Here is a 15,289-nt window from a genome sequence, read left to right on the forward strand (position 1 = left end):
GGGGGCGCCGGTGGCGCGCGTCGTCGTAGTGCACGGAGTCGGGCGGCAGTTGGACACCGCCGAGACACTGCAGCCGGCTCTGGAAGCGGCGCTGCGGGGCGGGCTGAACCTGGCCCTGGAGCGTGACCCGGCACTCGCCGCCCGGGTCCCGACCCTGACGGCGGGCGATGTGGCGTGCGTGGGCTACGGGCACCTCTTCCGCCGGTCCGGGGCGCGCGGCGGCGTGCCGGACTTCGACGCCACCGACGTCGAGCCGGGGTTCGAGACGGAGCTGCTGCTGGCCTGGTGGGAGGCGGCCGCGGCGACCGACCCCGCCGTGCTCGGCCCGGACGCCGCCACCCGCGGGATGCTCGGCTACGCCGCCTCCCGGCCGCTGACGACCGCCACCGTGCAGCGCGCCCTGGACGCGCTCACCCGCTCCCGGTTCTTCCGGGCCGTGTCGGACTCGCTGCTGATCGCGGACCTCAAGCAGTTCCGCCGCTACCTCACGGACGGCGATCTGCGGGCCGCGGTCCGGGCCCGCACCGACGCGCTGATCGGCCCCGACACCCGGGTGGTGGTGGGCCACTCGCTGGGCTCGGTCGTCGCCTACGAGACACTGTGCGCCCGGCGGACCGGCCAGGTCGTCTCGCTGGTCACGCTCGGCTCGCCGCTGGGCATCCGGAACCTGACGTTCGACCGGCTGCAGCCGCCTCCGCGCGAGGGCACCGGCGTCTGGCCCCCGGGCCTGCGGCACTGGCACAACGTCGCCGACGCCGGTGACATCGTGGCCCTGGTCCGCGACCTGGCCCCGCGGTTCGGTCCCCGCGTCCGCGACCACCGGGTGCACAACGGCACCACCATGCACAGCATGACGGCGTATCTCACGGCCGTGGAGACCGGTGCCGCGATCGCCGAGGGACTGTCCGAAGCGGCGGGACCGGACGGTGCAGGGGCGGCGGAACCGGACGGTGCCGGCGCGGCCGAGCCGGGCGGTACCGGGGCGGCGTCCGGCGGCACGCGTCCGGGCGTCCGGGAGCCGGCCGCCCCCGGGGAGCCCGCGCCGTGACCGCCGCGCCGCCCCACGGCCCCGGCGGGGACCAGGGACAGGACCCGGGAGAGTTACAGCGGTTCCTCTTCGCCGCCGGGACCCGCCACTACCCTGCCGAGCCGGAACTCGACGAGCTCCCCGGGGTCGACGAGGACGTGGACCGCGTCACCGCCCTCTTCGCACCACTCGGCTACCAGCGGATCCTGCCCCACCTGGGCCGCAACCCGGACGCCCAGCGGCTCCTGGCCGAGCTGGAGGAGTGGCTCCAGCACCCCGACCGCTCCGAACGGGACGTGCTGGTCCTGTACTACGCCGGCCACGGCATCAAGCACCCGCAGCGGCGGCAGCACTATCTGATGTGCGGCGGCAGCCGGATCGCGCTGCCGCAGAGCACCGCGGTCCGGTCCGGCGACCTCGCCGGGCTGCTCGCCTCGTCCCCGGTCGGCCACGTCCTGATGCTCCTCGACACCTGCTACGCGGGCGCGGGGACCGCGGAGATGGCCGCCGTCGCCCACGATCTGGTCGCCGCCCGCCCCCACGACGGCGACGGCCCCTGGCTGATGGCCGCCGCCCGGGCCCGGGAACAGGCCGTGGACCACGCGTTCGTCCCGGCGCTGGAACACGCGCTGGCCATCAGCCGGGCCGGGATGCGGCAGCCGCACCTCGACCCGGTGGAGATCACCGGCCGGGTCGACACCCACCTGCGCGCGCACCACCCGCACCAGAGCGCCCGGTGCAGCGCCACCGATGTGCGCGTGCCGCCGCCCTTCTTCCCCAACCCGGCCCACCGGCCGGGCCTTCCGCCGGACCTGCTGGACATCCGGGCGGCCCGGGAGTGGGCCGCCCACTTCGACCCGCGGAGCCGGGGCGTGGAGTACGCCAGCGAGAAAGGGGACCACTTCACCGGACGGCTCCAGGCGCTGGCGGTGCTCGCCGGATGGCTGCACCGGCCGCAGCACGACGGCCGGGCCCGGGTGGTCACCGGCGGCCCCGGATCCGGCAAGTCGGCGGTCCTGGGCCGACTGCTGGCCCTGGCGGACGCCGACCCCGCCCGGCGTCCCCCCGCTCCGGACCATGTGCTGCCGCCGCCCGGCTGCGTCACCGCCGCCGTGCACGCCCGCGGCAGCACGCTGGAGGCCCTCGCCGAGCGGCTGGCCGCGACGCTGGACGTCGCGGCCGACACCGTCCAGCAGTTGCTCTCCGGCCTCGCGGACCGCGCCACCCCCTGCACCGTGCTCATCGACGCCCTCGACGAGGCCGGCACCGGCGTCGGCGGCAGCGAACCCCGGCGCATCGCCCGGGAACTGCTCCGCCCGCTCTCCGCGCTGCCGCAGGTCCGGCTGATCGTGGGCAGCCGCCGCGAGACGGTGCCCGACCTCGGCAGCGCGGTGGAGATCGTCGACCTCGACACCGACGCGTACACCGGCCCCGAGGACGTCGAGGAGTACGTCCGGAGCGTGCTGACCGGCGCCGGCCCCGCCGCGGGGTGCGCGTACCGGGGGCCGGGCGAACCGGCGTCCGTCGTCGCGGCCGCGGTGGCCCGCCGGGCGGGCCGGTCCTTCCTGGTCGCCCGGATGACGGTGCGGGCGCTGCTCCACGGCGACCTGGTGGTGGACACCACGGTCCCGGGCTGGGAGGAGCGGCTGCCCTCGGAGGCCGGCCAGGCCTTCCACGCCTACCTCGCCCGCTACGGCGAGGACGAGGAGCGGGTCCGCCGGCTGCTCACCCCGCTCGCCTACGCGGAGGGCGACGGCCTGCCCTGGGACTCGCTGTGGGGCCCGCTGGCCACCGCGCTGTCCGGGGTGCCCTGTTCGGACGAGGACATCGACTGGCTGTTCCGGCACGCCGGGGCCTACGTCGTCGAGGTGCCGGTCGACGACGAGCGGTCCGTGTTCCGCCTCTTCCACGAGGCCCTGGCGGAGTACCTGCGCAACCCGCGCAGGGACACAGAGAACCAGCGGCGGATCACCGACGCGCTGCTGGCGTCGGTGCCCGCGGAGCCGGACGGGGAGCGCGACTGGCCGCGCGCCCACCCCTACGTCCTGTCCCACCTCCCGGGGCACGCCACGGCCGCCCGGGAGTTCGAACGGCTGCTGGGCGACGCCGGGCTGCTGGTCCACACCGAGCCCCACGCCCTGCTCTCCGCCCTGGAGGAGGTCACCGATCCGGCGGCGACGGCGGTCCGGGCCATGTACCGGACGAGCGCCCATCTGTACCGGCACGCCACGTTCACCGAGCGCGCGCAGATCCTGGCCGTCGACGCGGCCCGGTTCCGTTCGTCGGTCCACCGGGAGCAGCTGGACCGGCGGCTGGAGTGGCGGCCCCGGTGGGCGACGAGCAGTCAGACGAGCACCGCGTTCCGCGCGGAGATCGCCTCGGATCCGGACTACCCGCCGGCGCTGGCCTGTGCCGTGGTCGACGGCACGCCCGTCGCCGTGACGAACGCCCGGCCGGACCTCGCCGAGGTGCGGGATCTCGGCACCGGGAGCCGGGTCGCCGTTCTGCGTGGGCACACGGCTTCGGTGACCGCGATCGCCTGCACGGTGCTGGACGGCGACCCGGTCGCGGTGACCGGCAGCGAGGACGGCACCGTCCGGGTCTGGGACCTGGGGACCGCGGCGGAGGTGCGCCGGTTCCCGGTCTCCGGCGACCACGTGGTGGGGCTCGCGTGCACGGCGGTGGACGGCGACCCCGTGGTCGTGGGACACGGATTCCTGGGCACCTGGTGGCTCTGGGAGCTGCGCACCGGCACCCTCCGTCGCACCGCGGAGGTGAAATCGCGGTGGTCGAGCAAGGACGTCGGCATCGCGTGCCTGGCGCTGGACGACACGGTCCTCTCCGTCGCTCCCGGCACCGACACCCGCGAGCAGCTGTGGGATCTGCGCACCGGCCGCACCCGCGCCCTGGCACCGGACCCCGAGGCCTACGCCGTCGCCTGCACCCGGCTCGACGGCCTGCCGACCGTGCTCCTCGGTGTCCGGAACGGGCCTCTGATGCTGTGGGACCCGGAGTCCGGCACCGCGCGGGCGGAACTCCCACTGCCGGCCTGCTGGGTCACGGCCATCGCCTGCGCCGAGGTCGAGGGCACCGCGGTCGCCGTGCTGGGTCTCGGCGACGGCGGGGTGCTGGTCGTCGACCTGCGGACCGGTGCGCTGCTCGGCCGGCTCAACGGCCACGGCGACTGGGTGCACCACGTGGTGTGCACCACGCTCGACGGCTCCCCGGTGGTGGTCACCGCCAGCAGCGACGGTTCCGTCCGGCTGTGGGACCTGGTGCTGAGCCCGCAGGCGGTCGACCCGGGCGGGCACAACAGCTCGGTGGAGAGCGTGGCCGACTGTGTCGTCGGCGGGGTCCCGGTCGCGGTGTCCGCGGGCCACGACCACTCCGTCCGGATGTGGGACCTCGCGAGCGGCAGACAGCTGGCCCGGTGGGAGGACCACGGCGGCTGGGTGGACTCCGTGGCCTGCGTGCAGGTGGACGGCGCGCCGGTGGCCGTGACGAGCGGCCACGACGGCACCGTGCGCGTCCGTGGACTGACCGACGGCACGGCGTGGACGGTGGCCACCGGGTCCCCGTGGAAGCCGGCCGTCGCCTGCACGGTCCTGCGGGGCGAGCCGGTCGCCGTGATCGCCGAGCGCTCCCACGGCCGGGAGTCCCAGCCGCTGCGCGCCTGGAATCTGTCGACCCGTCGGATGATCCCGAACATCACGGTGGCGGCGGGCAGCGCCGGCCTCCTGGCCTGCACCGTGCTGGACGGCAGACCCACCGCCGTCGTGCACGGCGGGCTGCCGTCGGGCGACCGGACCGTCCAGCTCTGGGACCTGCTCACCGGCGAGACCCAGGGCGAGCTGGTGGGATGCACGGACCAGATCAACGCGATGGTGTGCACGGTGGTCGGTGACACGCCCCTGGTGATCACCGGATCCGCGCACCACGGCGCGAGCGTCTGGGACCTGCGGACCCGGACGGAGCGTTTCCGGCTCGACGGCGGCATGCCCTGGGTCAACGCCCTCGCCTGCACGGTGCGGGACGGCACCCCCGTCGTCGCCGCCGTCGGCTACCACGATCTCCAGGTATGGGACCTGCTCGGCGGCCGCCTCGTCCAGCACTACGCGCTGCCCCACCGGACGAACGCGGTGGCCGTCGGCGCCGGCGGCGAGCTGATCGTCGGCACCGGCTACGAGGTCCTCGTCCTCGAACGGGCCGCGGCGCACCCCGCACGGCGAGGGCCGTTCCCCCTGGGGTGACCCCGGGGGGAACGGCCCGTCACGCCTTGCCGCGGCTCAGAAGCCCGGCGGCTCGGTGTAGACGCCCCACTCGTCGCGCAGGACGCCGCAGATCTCCCCGAGGGTCGCCTCGGCCCGGACGGCCTCCAGCATCGGTTCGATCATGTTGCCGCCGTCGCGGGCCGCCCGCAGCATCGCGTCCAGCGCGGCGCGGACCCGGTCGTCCTCCCGGGCGGCCTTCCGTCCGGCCAGCACCCGGACCTGCTCCCGCTCGACCTCGTGGCTGACCCGCAGGATCTCCAGGTCACCGGTGACCGAGGGGGTGTGGCAGTTGACGCCGACGACCTTCTTCTCGCCCTTCTCCAGGGCTTGCTGGTACCGGAAGGCGGACTCGGCGATCTCGCCGGTGAACCAGCCGTCCTCGATGCCGCGCAGGATGCCGGAGGTGACCGGGCCGATCGGGTGCTCGCCGTTCGGCACGGCCCGCCGTCCCCGCTCCTTGATCTGCTCGAAGATCTTCTCGGCGTCGGCCTCGATGCGGTCGGTCAGCGCCTCGATGTACCAGGAGCCGCCGAGCGGGTCGGCGACATTGGCGACGCCGGTCTCCTCCATCAGCACCTGCTGGGTGCGCAGCGCGATCTCCGCCGCCTGCTCGGACGGCAGGGCGAGGGTCTCGTCCAGCGCGTTGGTGTGCAGCGAGTTGGTGCCGCCGAGCACCGCGGCCAGCGCCTCGACGGCGGTGCGGACCACGTTGTTGTACGGCTGCTGGGCGGTGAGCGACACCCCCGCGGTCTGGGTGTGGAAGCGCAGCCACTGCGCCTTCTCGGAGGTGGCGCCGTAGACGTCGCGCATCCAGCGGGCCCAGATCCGGCGCGCGGCGCGGAACTTGGCGATCTCCTCGAAGAAGTCGAGGTGCGCGTCGAAGAAGAAGGACAGCCCGGGGGCGAACGCGTTGACGTCCAGACCGCGGCTGAGGCCCAGCTCCACGTAGCCGAAGCCGTCGGCGAGGGTGTACGCGAGCTCCTGCGCGGCCGTGGCCCCGGCCTCGCGGATGTGGTAGCCGGAGACGGAGAGCGGCTTGTACGCGGGGATGCCGCGCGCGCAGTGCTCCATCAGGTCGCCGATGAGGCGCAGATGGGGCTCGGGCCGGAAGAGCCACTCCTTCTGCGCGATGTACTCCTTGAAGATGTCCGTCTGGAGGGTGCCGTTCAGGACCCCGGGGTCGACCCCCTGCCGCTCGGCGGCCACCAGGTACATGCAGAAGACGGGCACGGCCGGGCCGCTGATCGTCATCGAGGTGGTGACATCGCCCAGCGGGATGTCCTTGAAGAGGACCTCCATGTCGGCGGCGGAGTCGATGGCGACTCCGCAGTGGCCCACCTCGCCCAGCGAGCGGGGGTCGTCGGAGTCGCGGCCCATGAGCGTCGGCATGTCGAAGGCGACGGAGAGGCCGCCACCGCCGTTGGCCAGGATCATCTTGTAGCGCTCGTTGGTCTGCTCGGCGTTGCCGAAGCCGGCGAACTGGCGGATGGTCCAGGTCCGGCCGCGGTAGCCGGTGGCGTGCAGGCCCCGGGTGAAGGGGTACTCGCCGGGCCAGCCGATCCGCTCGAAGCCGGGCACGTCCGAGCCCTGCGGCGGCCCGTAGGCAGGCTCGACGGGGTCCCCCGAGAGCGTGGTGAAGTCCGCGTCCCGCTTGCGGGCTGCGTCGTACCGGGCCTGCCAGCGGCTGCGGCCCTCTTCGATGGCGTCGGCGTCCATACCCTCGAATTTACTAGGACGTCCTAGTAATTGTCGATGGGAAACCGCCCGCACTCCGGTGCGGGCGGTCGCCTCAGGCCTGCGCGGCCGCCGGGGTACCGCCGCTGACCAGCGGTTCCACCTCCTGGGTGACCTTGCGCTCGACGAAGAACGCGGCCCCGGGGATGGTGCCGGAGAGGAGGACCCAGAGCAGCTTGCCGAACCCCCACTTGGCCTTGGAGCCCAGATCGAAGGCGAAGACCAGGTAGATGATGTAGAGGACGCCGTGGACCTGGGAGACCACGAACGTGATGTCCGCACCCGTGTCGAAGCCGTACTTGAAGATCATGCAGGTGCACAGCACGAGCAGCATCACGGCGGTGACGTAGGCCATGACCCGGTAGCGGGTCAGCACGCTCTTCTTCATGGCCCGAGCGTAACCGGAGGTTCCGGGCGGTCTTCGGCCGCCCTCCCGCTCCCCCCGAGGCGCCCCGGCGGGGCCCCTCGGCACCCGGGCCCGGCAGGCCCTACTGCTCCTCGAAGTCCGCCGCGGCCACCCGCAGCGGGCGCAGCATGGCGAAGATCTCCGAGCACTCCTCGTCGTCGTACACGCCCAGCCCGAAGTCCATGTCCATCAGCTCGCGGGTGGCCGCCTGGACGACGTCCCGGCCCTTCGCGGTGATCGAGGCGAGGGTGCCGCGCCCGTCGTTCGGGTTGGGGCGCTTGTCCACCAGCCCGGACCTCACCAGGCGGTCCACGGTGTTCGTCACCGACGTCGGGTGCACCATCAGCCGCTCGCCGATCTTCGACATCGGCAGCTCGCCCGCCTTGCTGAAGGTCAGCAGCACCAGCGCCTCGTACCGCGCGAAGGTGAGGCCGTACGGCTTGACCACGGCGTCGACCTGGGCGAGCAGGATCTGGTGGGCCCGCATGATCGAGGTGATGGCCGCCATCGACGGCACGGACCCCCATCGCTGCTTCCAGAGTTCATCGGCTCGGGCGATGGGATCGAAGGGAAGGCTGAGGGGCTTCGGCACGCCACCGACCTTAGCGGTCGGCCATATGGCGGTCAGCCCCGTCTCAGCCCTCGGGCCGCGGGACGGACACCGCAGCCCGCCCCCGCCGGCCGCCGCACGGAGAACCCGCTGGCCGGCGGGGGCGCCGGCCGGACCTCCGGAACGCCTCCGCCCACCGTCGCGCACACCCGCCGGCCGTCCCCGGCGTCACCCGTTCGGCCCGTTCGGGACGGGGCCGATGCATGAGCGGCACCCTGCTGGGTAAATGCGGCCCGACCATACAGTTTCGGACTGAGCCGAAAGTTCGGTCCGGAGGGAGGGCGCCCCGTGCCGTTCCATCTCCGCTTCGACTCCGACGACCGGCCGCACTGCCGGTTCGCCCTGTCCCCGCTCTGGGAGCTCCAGGAGGCGGTGCGCGCCCTCGGAACCCCGTACCGCCACGGCTCCCACCTCCCGTGGCTGCGCCGGCTGCGGGACGGCGCCGCCGGCCTCGACCTCCGTCCGCTCCGGCTGCTGACGCCCGAGCGCGGCCGCGGCCCGGCCTTCCTCTGCCCGCCGCCGGGCGGCCCGGCCACCACGATCGAGGACGAGCTGGACCGGGTGCGCGGCACCGCCCCCGAGCGGGTCCGCGCGGAGCTGATCCGGGCCCTGGCCGCCACACCCGGCGCGGCCGACACCCGGCCCGGCCGGGCCCTGCTCGCCGACCCGGCCCGCGCGGCCGCCGACCTCGCGGCCCTGCTGGAACTGGCCTGGAAGGTCCTGATCGCTCCGCACTGGCCCCGGCTGCGCGCCCTGCTGGAGGCCGACATCGCCTTCCACGCCGGACGGCTGGCCGACGGCGGGCCCGAACGGCTCTTCGCCGAGCTGCACCCCCGGATCTCCTGGTCGGAGACCACCCTCACCGTGCGGTCGCGGCACAGCGGCACGCCGGAGCACACGCTCGACGGCGACGAGCTGCTGCTGATGCCGAGCGCCTTCGTCCGGCCGGACGTGGTGTGCGACGTGGGCCCGTCGTGGCCGGCCACCGTGGTCTACCCGGCGCGCGGCGCCGCCGGACTGTGGTCCGAGCCGGACGGCGCCACGCCCGACGCGCTCGCCACCCTGCTGGGCCGGGGCCGCGCCACCGTGCTCACCGCCCTCGCCGAACCGGCGACGACGACGGGGCTCGCCCAGCGGCTGGGACTCGCGCCCTCCTCGGTCTCCGCGCACCTCTCGGCGCTGCGCGACGCGGGCCTGCTGACCTCCAACCGCTACGGCCATCAGGTGCTGTACGAGCGCACGCCGCTCGGGATCGCGCTGGCGTCCGAAGCGGCGTGAGAGCACCGGGCACGGCGGCACCCGGCGGGCAGGCGGACGGACACCCGGCCGCCGAAGCCTTCACGTGCCGTCAGGCCGACAGGTGCCGCTCCACCGTCTCGACCTTCGAGGTGAGCCCGTCGGTGACCCCCGGGCGGATGTCGGCCTTCAGCACGAGCGAGACCCGCGGCGCCCGGGCCTCCACGGCGGCGACCGCACGGCGGACGACGTCCATGACCTCGTCCCACTCGCCCTCCACCGAGGTGAACATGGCGTCCGTGCGGTGGGGCAGCCCGGACTCGCGGACCACCCGGACGGCGTCGGCGACGTACTCCCCCACGTCCTCGCCGACCCCCAGCGGGGTGACCGAGAAGGCGACGATCATGCGTTGACGATCCCCTCGCGGCGCGCCCGGCTCGCGATCACCTCGGCCTCGACCTCGCGCTTGAGCTTCCGGTCCGCGACGAAACCGCCGGCCGGCAGCACCGACAGCACGAAGTAGAGGGCCACCGTCTTCAGCGGCCACTTGGTCTTGCTCCAGGCGTCGAGCAGGAAGACCAGGTAGAGGACGAAGAGCACGCCGTGCACCGCGCCCATGACCGGCACCGCGTTGAACTCGGTGGTCCGCTTGAGCACGGAGCAGACCAGCAGCAGGAGGAAGGACACTGCCTCGGGGACCGAGACCAGACGCAGGCGTCGGACGGCAGTGGCGGTCTTGATGTCCACGGGAACCTCTTCCGAGTGGCGGGCGGGCACGGCTTGTGAACACTTGCACAAGCGAAGGCCCATTGTGCCAGCCGCCCGGGCCCGGGCCGCGCCCCGGGTCCGGTCCGAGCCGATGGCCCTGTTCGGACCCGCTTCGGGCGGATACCTTCATCCCCGTGGCTCAGTTTCGACTCCAAGGCAGCAAGGTGCTCGCCGTCGACATGACCGGTGACGCCGTGAAGGCGAAGAACGGCGCGATGGTCGCCTACGACGGCCGGATGGCGTTCAAGAAGATGTCCGGCGGCGGTGAGGGCATCCGGGGCATGGTGACCCGCCGGCTCACCGGCGAACAGATGGAGGTCATGGAGGTGTCGGGGCACGGCACCTGCTACTTCGCGGACCGCGCGAGCGAGATCAACCTGGTGTCGCTGCGCGGCGAGACGCTCTACGTCGAGGCCGGCAATCTGCTGTGCACGGACTCGGCCCTGCGCACCGGCACCTCGTTCACCGGGGTACGGGGCGCCTCCCAGGGCAACGGCCTGTTCACCACGACCGTGGAGGGCACCGGCCAGGCGGCGATCCTCTCCGACGGCCCCGCCGTGGTGCTGCGGGTGAGCGACCGTTACCCGCTCCAGGTGGACCCGGGCGCCTATGTGGCGCACACCGGGAATCTGCAGCAGCACTTCCAGTCGGGCGTCACCTTCCGGACGTTCCTCGGGGAGGGCTCGGGCGAGGCGTTCCAGATCCGCTTCGAGGGCGAGGGGTTGGTCTACGTCCAGCCCAGCGAGCGGAACACCCTCGGCGGTGAGGTGTGAGCGCGACCCGGCCGACCGCCGGACACCCGGCCGCGGCACCGCCGGCCGTGCCGCGTCCGGCCGGCGGGCAGCCGTCCGCCGCCGCACCGGAGCACCGGATCCACCGGCCGCACAGCGAGAGGGGGGCCTGATGCCCTTTCAGGAGATCAATTCCAAGATGGTCGAGGCCCGCGTCCGGCCCGGCGAGCGGATGTTCAGCCAGCGCGGCGCGATGCTCGCCTACCGGGGCGAGGTGACCTTCACGCCCAACACGCAGGGCGGCCAGGGCGGCCTGACCTCGATGATCGGGCGCCGGATCGCCGACGAGGCGGCGCCGCTGATGACCGTCGAGGGCAGCGGCACCGTGATGTTCGGCCACGGCGGCCACCACATCCAGGTGATCGAGCTCGCGGGCGACACCCTGTACGTCGAGGCGGACCGGCTGCTCGCCTTCGACGGCACCCTGGAGCAGGGCACGATGTTCATGGGCTCGCAGGGCGGGGTGCTGGGCATGGTGCGCGGCCAGGTGACGGGCCAGGGCCTGTTCACCACCACCCTCAAGGGGCACGGTTCGGTGGCGGTGATGGCCCACGGCGGCGTGATCGAGCTGCCCATCACCCCGGACCGCCCCGTGCACGTCGACCCGCAGGCGTACGTCGCGCACCACGGGGACGTGCGGAACAAGCTGTCCACCGCGCTCGGCTGGCGCGACATGGTGGGGCGCGGCTCGGGCGAGGCGTTCCAGCTGGAGCTCTCCGGCAGCGGCGCGGTGTACGTACAGGCCTCCGAGGAGAAGTTGTGACCGGTCCCGTCGTCCACGACCCGCACACCCTGCCGGTCAACGACAACGTCAATGCCTACACCTTCTGTGTCGACCTGAAGGGACAGTGGTTCCTCCAGAAGGGGAAGATGATCGCCTACTACGGGCGGATCGACTTCGAGGGGGTCGGCCACGGCCGTCTGGACCGGCTGGTCGCGGGCAGTTTCCACTCCCCGCTGCACGCCTCGGACTGGGTGGTCGCCGAGGGGCAGGGCAAGATGCTCCTCGCCGACCGGGCCTTCGACGTCAACTCCTACGACCTCGAGGACGGCAATCTCACCATCCGCGCCGGCAACCTGCTGGCCTTCCAGCCGGGGCTGTCCCTCAAGCAGTCGATCGTCCCGGGCTTCCTCACCTTGATCGGCACCGGCACGTTCGTCGCCGCGTCGAACGGCCCGGTCGTCTTCGTGGAGCCGCCGATCCGGGTCGACCCGCGGGCCCTGGTGGGCTGGGCCGACTGCCCCTCCCCCTGCCACCACTACGACCACGGCTACCTGCGCGGGGTCATGGGCGGGCTGCGCGCGCTGACCGGCATCGGAGGCACCTCGGGCGAGGAGCACCAATTCGAGTTCGCGGGGGCGGGACAGGTGCTGCTCCAGTCCACGGAGCTGCTGATGCCCGAGCAGAACACCGGCCTGGTGCCGCACCAGGAGGGCGTACCGGGCGGCGGTCACTCCGGCGGCCACGGCGGCACCCCCGCCGGCGCCCCCGGCCTGCCCCAGCTGCCGGGTTCACTGGGGGGCCTCCAGCGTCGCTTCGGGCTGTGAGCGGTAGTCTGCGGAGTGTAACGTCGAACGCCTGCACACACGGGCGGGCGTCCTGGGGGAACGGACGCCACACACCAAAAATGGTCCGTATTTCAACTTTTGTAGGTAGAATCATTCTATGGAGACCGAGACGGCCACCCTCTGGCTCAGCGACGACGAACAGCGCGCCTGGCGTACCCACCTGGACGTCAACAAGCTGCTGATGCACCAGCTCGAAAAGGATCTGCAGCCGTTCGGCCTGACCAACAACGACTACGAGATCCTGGTCAACCTCTCCGAATCACCGGAGCTGCGGATGCGGATGAGCGACCTCGCCGCCGCCACGCTCCAGTCCAAGAGCAGACTCTCCCACCAGATCACCCGGATGGAGAACGCGGGGCTGGTCCGCCGCGAGCACTGCGAGTCCGACCGGCGCGGCCTCTACGCCTGCCTGACGGACGAGGGCTCGGACACGATGCGGAGGGTCGCACCGCACCATGTCGCCTCGGTGCGGCGGCACTTCATCGACCTGCTCCCGGCCGCCGAACTGGAGGCGCTCCGGGAGTCCCTGACCCCGGTGGCCGACCACCTCCGCGACCAGCGCAGCCGCAGCTGAGGGCTGTTGTTCGGGCCGACCCGAACAACAGCCCCGGAGGTGCCCGGAGCGGCAGACCGGCCGCCCCGCACCTCCCGGCCTCAGCCGGCGGGCAGGCGCAGCTCGAACAGCGCGCCTCCCGCCGCCGACCGGCGGACCGTCAGGGTGCCGCCGTGGCGTTCCGCGACGTCCCGGGCGATGGCCAGACCGAGGCCGGCGCCGCCGTCGTCCCGGCTCCGGGCGTCGTCCAGGCGGACGAACCGCTCGAAGATCCGCTCCCGCTGCTCCTCGGGCACACCGCTGCCGTCGTCCGCGACGCCGAGCACCGCCCAGCCGCCCTCGGTCCGCAGCGAGACGGTCACCTCCGTCGCCGCGTGCCGCCGGCCGTTGTCCAGCAAATTGCCCAGCACCCGCGCCAACTGGCTCCGGGAACCGGCCACGTCGAGGGGTGCCTCCACGGCCTCGGCCCGCAGCCGCACCGGCCCTCCGCCGCGCTGGGCCAGCTCCTCCCGCACCAGGGCGGCCAGCTCCACCGTGCCGCCCTCCCGGGGCCGTTCCCCCGCGTCGAGCCGGGCGAGCAGCAGCAGGTCGGCGGCGAGCTGCTGGAGCCGTACGGTGTCCTCCACCGCGCCCTCGACGTCCAGCAGCTCCGGGTGGGCGACCCCCACCTCCAGCTGGGTCCGCAGGCTGGCGATCGGGCTGCGCAGCTCGTGCGAGGCATCGGCGACGAAGCGCCGCTGCCGCTCCACCGACGTCTCCAGAGCGGCCAGCGTCTCGTTGGTGGTCCGGGCCAGCCGGGCGACCTCGTCCCGGGAGTCCGGTTCCGGCACGCGCCGGGACAGGTCGGTCGAGGCCGTGATGGCGGCCATCTCGCCGCGGATGCCCTCGACCGGGCGCAGCGCCCGCCGGGTGACCAGCCAGGTGACCCCGGCCACCACGAGCAGCAGCGGCGGCAGTCCGATCAGCATGGCCGTGCGCACCTCGCCGACGGCCCCCTGCTCGGTGGCGAGCGGGGTGCCCGCGTGGACGGTCACGGTCTCCCCGCGTGGCGTGGTCGCCTCGACGGACGCGAAGCGGTACTCCTGCCTCTCGCCCTCCACGGTCGCGGTGCCGCCGCGGCTCTCCCGCTCGTCCGAGGAGATCTCACCGCTCCGCGGGGCGTCCTCCTCGTCCTCGTCCCCGTCGTCGTCCTCGCCCTCTTGAGGCCGGGAGGCCGCGCCGCCCGGCTTCACCGCGGCGGTCCCGGTGCCGGTGACGGCCTGCAGGTCCTCACTGGCCGCCCGCAGCACCCCGTCCTCGGTGACCACCTGCACGGGGTGCTCGTCACCGTCCGGCAGGTCCAGCCGGCCGTACGGCACCCCGGTCGCCACCTGCCCGGCGACCTCCCGCGCCGCGACCTGCGACTGGAGGTCCGCCTGGTCGCGCAGATTGCCGCTCAGCACCATCAGCACGGCGACACCCGCGGCGATCAGAGCCGCCGCGACCACGGCCGTCGCCCCCAGCGCCGCCCGGGCCCGTACGGTGCCGAAGACCCTACGCACGGTCGCCCACCAGCCGGTATCCGGCCCCGCGCACGGTGCCGATGGTCTTCGCGCCGAGCTTGCGCCGCAGCGCGCTGATGTAGACCTCCACGATGTTCGGGTCGCCGTCGTACGCGAAGTCCCAGACGTGCTCCAGGATCTCGGCCTTGGAGACGACCTCACCGGCGCGCAGCGCCAGCTGCTCCAGTACGGCGAACTCCTTGGTGGTCAGCGTCGCCTCCGCGCCGTCGACCGTGACCCGGCGGGCGGCGGTGTCGACGCTCAGCCCGCCCACGGTCAGCACCGGCGAGGCGGTCCGCCCGCGCCGCCGCAGCAGGGCCCGGACCCGGGCGACCAGCACCACGTACGAGAACGGCTTGGTCAGGTAGTCGTCGGCACCGGTGTCGAGGCCCTCGGCCTCGTCGTACTCGCCGTCCTTGGCGGTCAGCATCAGGATCGGCACGTCGTCCCCGGCTGCCCGCAGCGCCCCGCACACCCGGTAGCCGTTCATCCCCGGCAGCATGATGTCGAGGACGATCAGGTCGTACGAGCCCTCGCTCGCGCGGTGCAGACCTTCTCTCCCGTCGTGCACCACATCGACGGCGAACCCCTCGGCCGTCAGGCCCTTGGCCAGCGACAGCGCGAGCCGCCGCTCGTCCTCCACGATCAACAAACGCATGCGCCCAGCTTCCCAAAGCCCACCTGAAGAGAGCTTCAGGAGGCTTCAGCCCCGCTTCAGCATCACTTCGGCACGGTGGTCCACATCGCAACCGACTGCGATACCGAACCACAGCGGGAGGAACA

The 15,289-nt window shown here is 73.3% G+C and carries 14 protein-coding genes; 7 read left to right on the plus strand and 7 right to left on the minus strand.

Annotation, left to right across the window (positions count from 1 at the left end; translation table 11 throughout):
• The first annotated feature begins 10 nt into the window (after positions 1 to 10).
• Together ACFYYR_RS13305 and ACFYYR_RS13310 are read left to right on the plus strand one after the other, a co-directional pair.
• Positions 11 to 1,048: an antibiotic ABC transporter ATP-binding protein gene (locus ACFYYR_RS13305; RefSeq protein WP_388851066.1), complete on the plus strand. Its 1,038-nt coding sequence runs from the start codon at positions 11 to 13 to the stop codon at positions 1,046 to 1,048.
• Positions 1,045 to 5,277 (plus strand): caspase family protein, encoded by a 4,233-nt coding sequence (locus ACFYYR_RS13310; RefSeq protein ID WP_388851069.1) that lies wholly within the window; start codon positions 1,045 to 1,047, stop codon positions 5,275 to 5,277. The genes ACFYYR_RS13305 and ACFYYR_RS13310 overlap by 4 nt, the downstream gene beginning before the upstream one ends.
• Positions 5,278 to 5,313: 36 nt before the next feature.
• On the opposite strand, the gene ACFYYR_RS13315 is transcribed toward ACFYYR_RS13310, so the two are convergent.
• The 3 genes from ACFYYR_RS13315 to ACFYYR_RS13325 all read right to left on the minus strand — a co-directional run bounded on the left by ACFYYR_RS13315 (position 5,314) and on the right by ACFYYR_RS13325 (position 8,030).
• Positions 5,314 to 7,014 carry a methylmalonyl-CoA mutase gene (locus ACFYYR_RS13315; RefSeq protein ID WP_388851072.1) on the minus strand — a complete coding sequence of 567 codons (1,701 nt, stop codon included), beginning with the start codon at positions 7,012 to 7,014 and terminating at the stop codon, positions 5,314 to 5,316.
• Between the two features lie 73 nt (positions 7,015 to 7,087).
• Entirely contained in the window at positions 7,088 to 7,420 is a 333-nt protein-coding gene (locus tag ACFYYR_RS13320; RefSeq protein ID WP_388851075.1) for a DUF3817 domain-containing protein, read from the minus strand.
• A 100-nt stretch (positions 7,421 to 7,520) separates the two neighbouring features.
• Positions 7,521 to 8,030, minus strand: a complete 510-nt coding sequence (locus ACFYYR_RS13325) for a MarR family winged helix-turn-helix transcriptional regulator (RefSeq protein ID WP_388851078.1) — start codon at positions 8,028 to 8,030, stop codon at positions 7,521 to 7,523.
• 306 nt (positions 8,031 to 8,336) lie between these two features.
• Between ACFYYR_RS13325 and ACFYYR_RS13330 the strand changes: the two genes are divergently transcribed.
• Complete coding sequence (locus ACFYYR_RS13330; protein ID WP_388851081.1) at positions 8,337 to 9,326, plus strand: ArsR/SmtB family transcription factor; 990 nt, start codon at positions 8,337 to 8,339, stop codon at positions 9,324 to 9,326.
• A 70-nt stretch (positions 9,327 to 9,396) separates the two neighbouring features.
• On the opposite strand, the gene ACFYYR_RS13335 is transcribed toward ACFYYR_RS13330, so the two are convergent.
• Positions 9,397 to 9,690 carry an MTH1187 family thiamine-binding protein gene (locus tag ACFYYR_RS13335; protein ID WP_388851084.1) on the minus strand — a complete coding sequence of 98 codons (294 nt, stop codon included), beginning with the start codon at positions 9,688 to 9,690 and terminating at the stop codon, positions 9,397 to 9,399.
• The gene (locus ACFYYR_RS13340) at positions 9,687 to 10,031 is read right to left on the minus strand and encodes a DUF3817 domain-containing protein (RefSeq protein WP_388851087.1); all 345 of its coding nucleotides are present in this window, start codon (positions 10,029 to 10,031) and stop codon (positions 9,687 to 9,689) included. Before ACFYYR_RS13340 ends, ACFYYR_RS13335 begins: the two co-directional genes overlap by 4 nt.
• A gap of 155 nt (positions 10,032 to 10,186) precedes the next feature.
• Between ACFYYR_RS13340 and ACFYYR_RS13345 the strand changes: the two genes are divergently transcribed.
• The 4 genes from ACFYYR_RS13345 (at position 10,187) to ACFYYR_RS13360 (ending at position 12,986) form a co-directional block, all read left to right on the plus strand.
• A complete protein-coding gene (locus ACFYYR_RS13345) occupies positions 10,187 to 10,825 on the plus strand; it encodes an AIM24 family protein (protein WP_388851090.1) in 639 nt (212 codons plus the stop codon).
• A 130-nt stretch (positions 10,826 to 10,955) separates the two neighbouring features.
• Positions 10,956 to 11,606 carry an AIM24 family protein gene (locus ACFYYR_RS13350; RefSeq protein WP_388851093.1) on the plus strand — a complete coding sequence of 217 codons (651 nt, stop codon included), beginning with the start codon at positions 10,956 to 10,958 and terminating at the stop codon, positions 11,604 to 11,606.
• A complete protein-coding gene (locus ACFYYR_RS13355; protein ID WP_388851096.1) occupies positions 11,603 to 12,391 on the plus strand; it encodes an AIM24 family protein in 789 nt (262 codons plus the stop codon). Before ACFYYR_RS13350 ends, ACFYYR_RS13355 begins: the two co-directional genes overlap by 4 nt.
• A 118-nt stretch (positions 12,392 to 12,509) precedes the next feature.
• Positions 12,510 to 12,986 carry a MarR family transcriptional regulator gene (locus ACFYYR_RS13360; RefSeq protein ID WP_351509837.1) on the plus strand — a complete coding sequence of 159 codons (477 nt, stop codon included), beginning with the start codon at positions 12,510 to 12,512 and terminating at the stop codon, positions 12,984 to 12,986.
• Between the two features lie 80 nt (positions 12,987 to 13,066).
• Here the strand turns inward: ACFYYR_RS13360 and ACFYYR_RS13365 are convergent, their stop codons facing one another.
• Positions 13,067 to 14,506: a sensor histidine kinase gene (locus ACFYYR_RS13365; protein WP_388851100.1), complete on the minus strand. Its 1,440-nt coding sequence runs from the start codon at positions 14,504 to 14,506 to the stop codon at positions 13,067 to 13,069.
• Positions 14,499 to 15,164, minus strand: a complete 666-nt coding sequence (locus ACFYYR_RS13370; protein ID WP_388851103.1) for a response regulator transcription factor — start codon at positions 15,162 to 15,164, stop codon at positions 14,499 to 14,501. Before ACFYYR_RS13370 ends, ACFYYR_RS13365 begins: the two co-directional genes overlap by 8 nt.
• Positions 15,165 to 15,289: the final 125 nt, after the last annotated feature.

It is taken from the genome of Streptomyces sp. NPDC001922, assembly GCF_042891165.1.
In the GTDB taxonomy this organism is placed as follows: Bacteria; Actinomycetota; Actinomycetes; order Streptomycetales; family Streptomycetaceae; genus Streptomyces.

Excerpts from the sequence above, each read along its gene's own strand:
- ACFYYR_RS13350 (WP_388851093.1), top strand. The coding sequence starts at position 10,956 with ATGCCCTTTCAGGAGATCAATTCCAAGATGGTCGAGGCCCGCGTCCGG.
- ACFYYR_RS13315 (WP_388851072.1), bottom strand. The coding sequence starts at position 7,014 with ATGGACGCCGACGCCATCGAAGAGGGCCGCAGCCGCTGGCAGGCCCGG.
- ACFYYR_RS13360 (WP_351509837.1), top strand. The coding sequence starts at position 12,510 with ATGGAGACCGAGACGGCCACCCTCTGGCTCAGCGACGACGAACAGCGC.
- ACFYYR_RS13370 (WP_388851103.1), bottom strand. The coding sequence starts at position 15,164 with ATGCGTTTGTTGATCGTGGAGGACGAGCGGCGGCTCGCGCTGTCGCTG.
- ACFYYR_RS13320 (WP_388851075.1), bottom strand. The coding sequence starts at position 7,420 with ATGAAGAAGAGCGTGCTGACCCGCTACCGGGTCATGGCCTACGTCACC.
- ACFYYR_RS13335 (WP_388851084.1), bottom strand. The coding sequence starts at position 9,690 with ATGATCGTCGCCTTCTCGGTCACCCCGCTGGGGGTCGGCGAGGACGTG.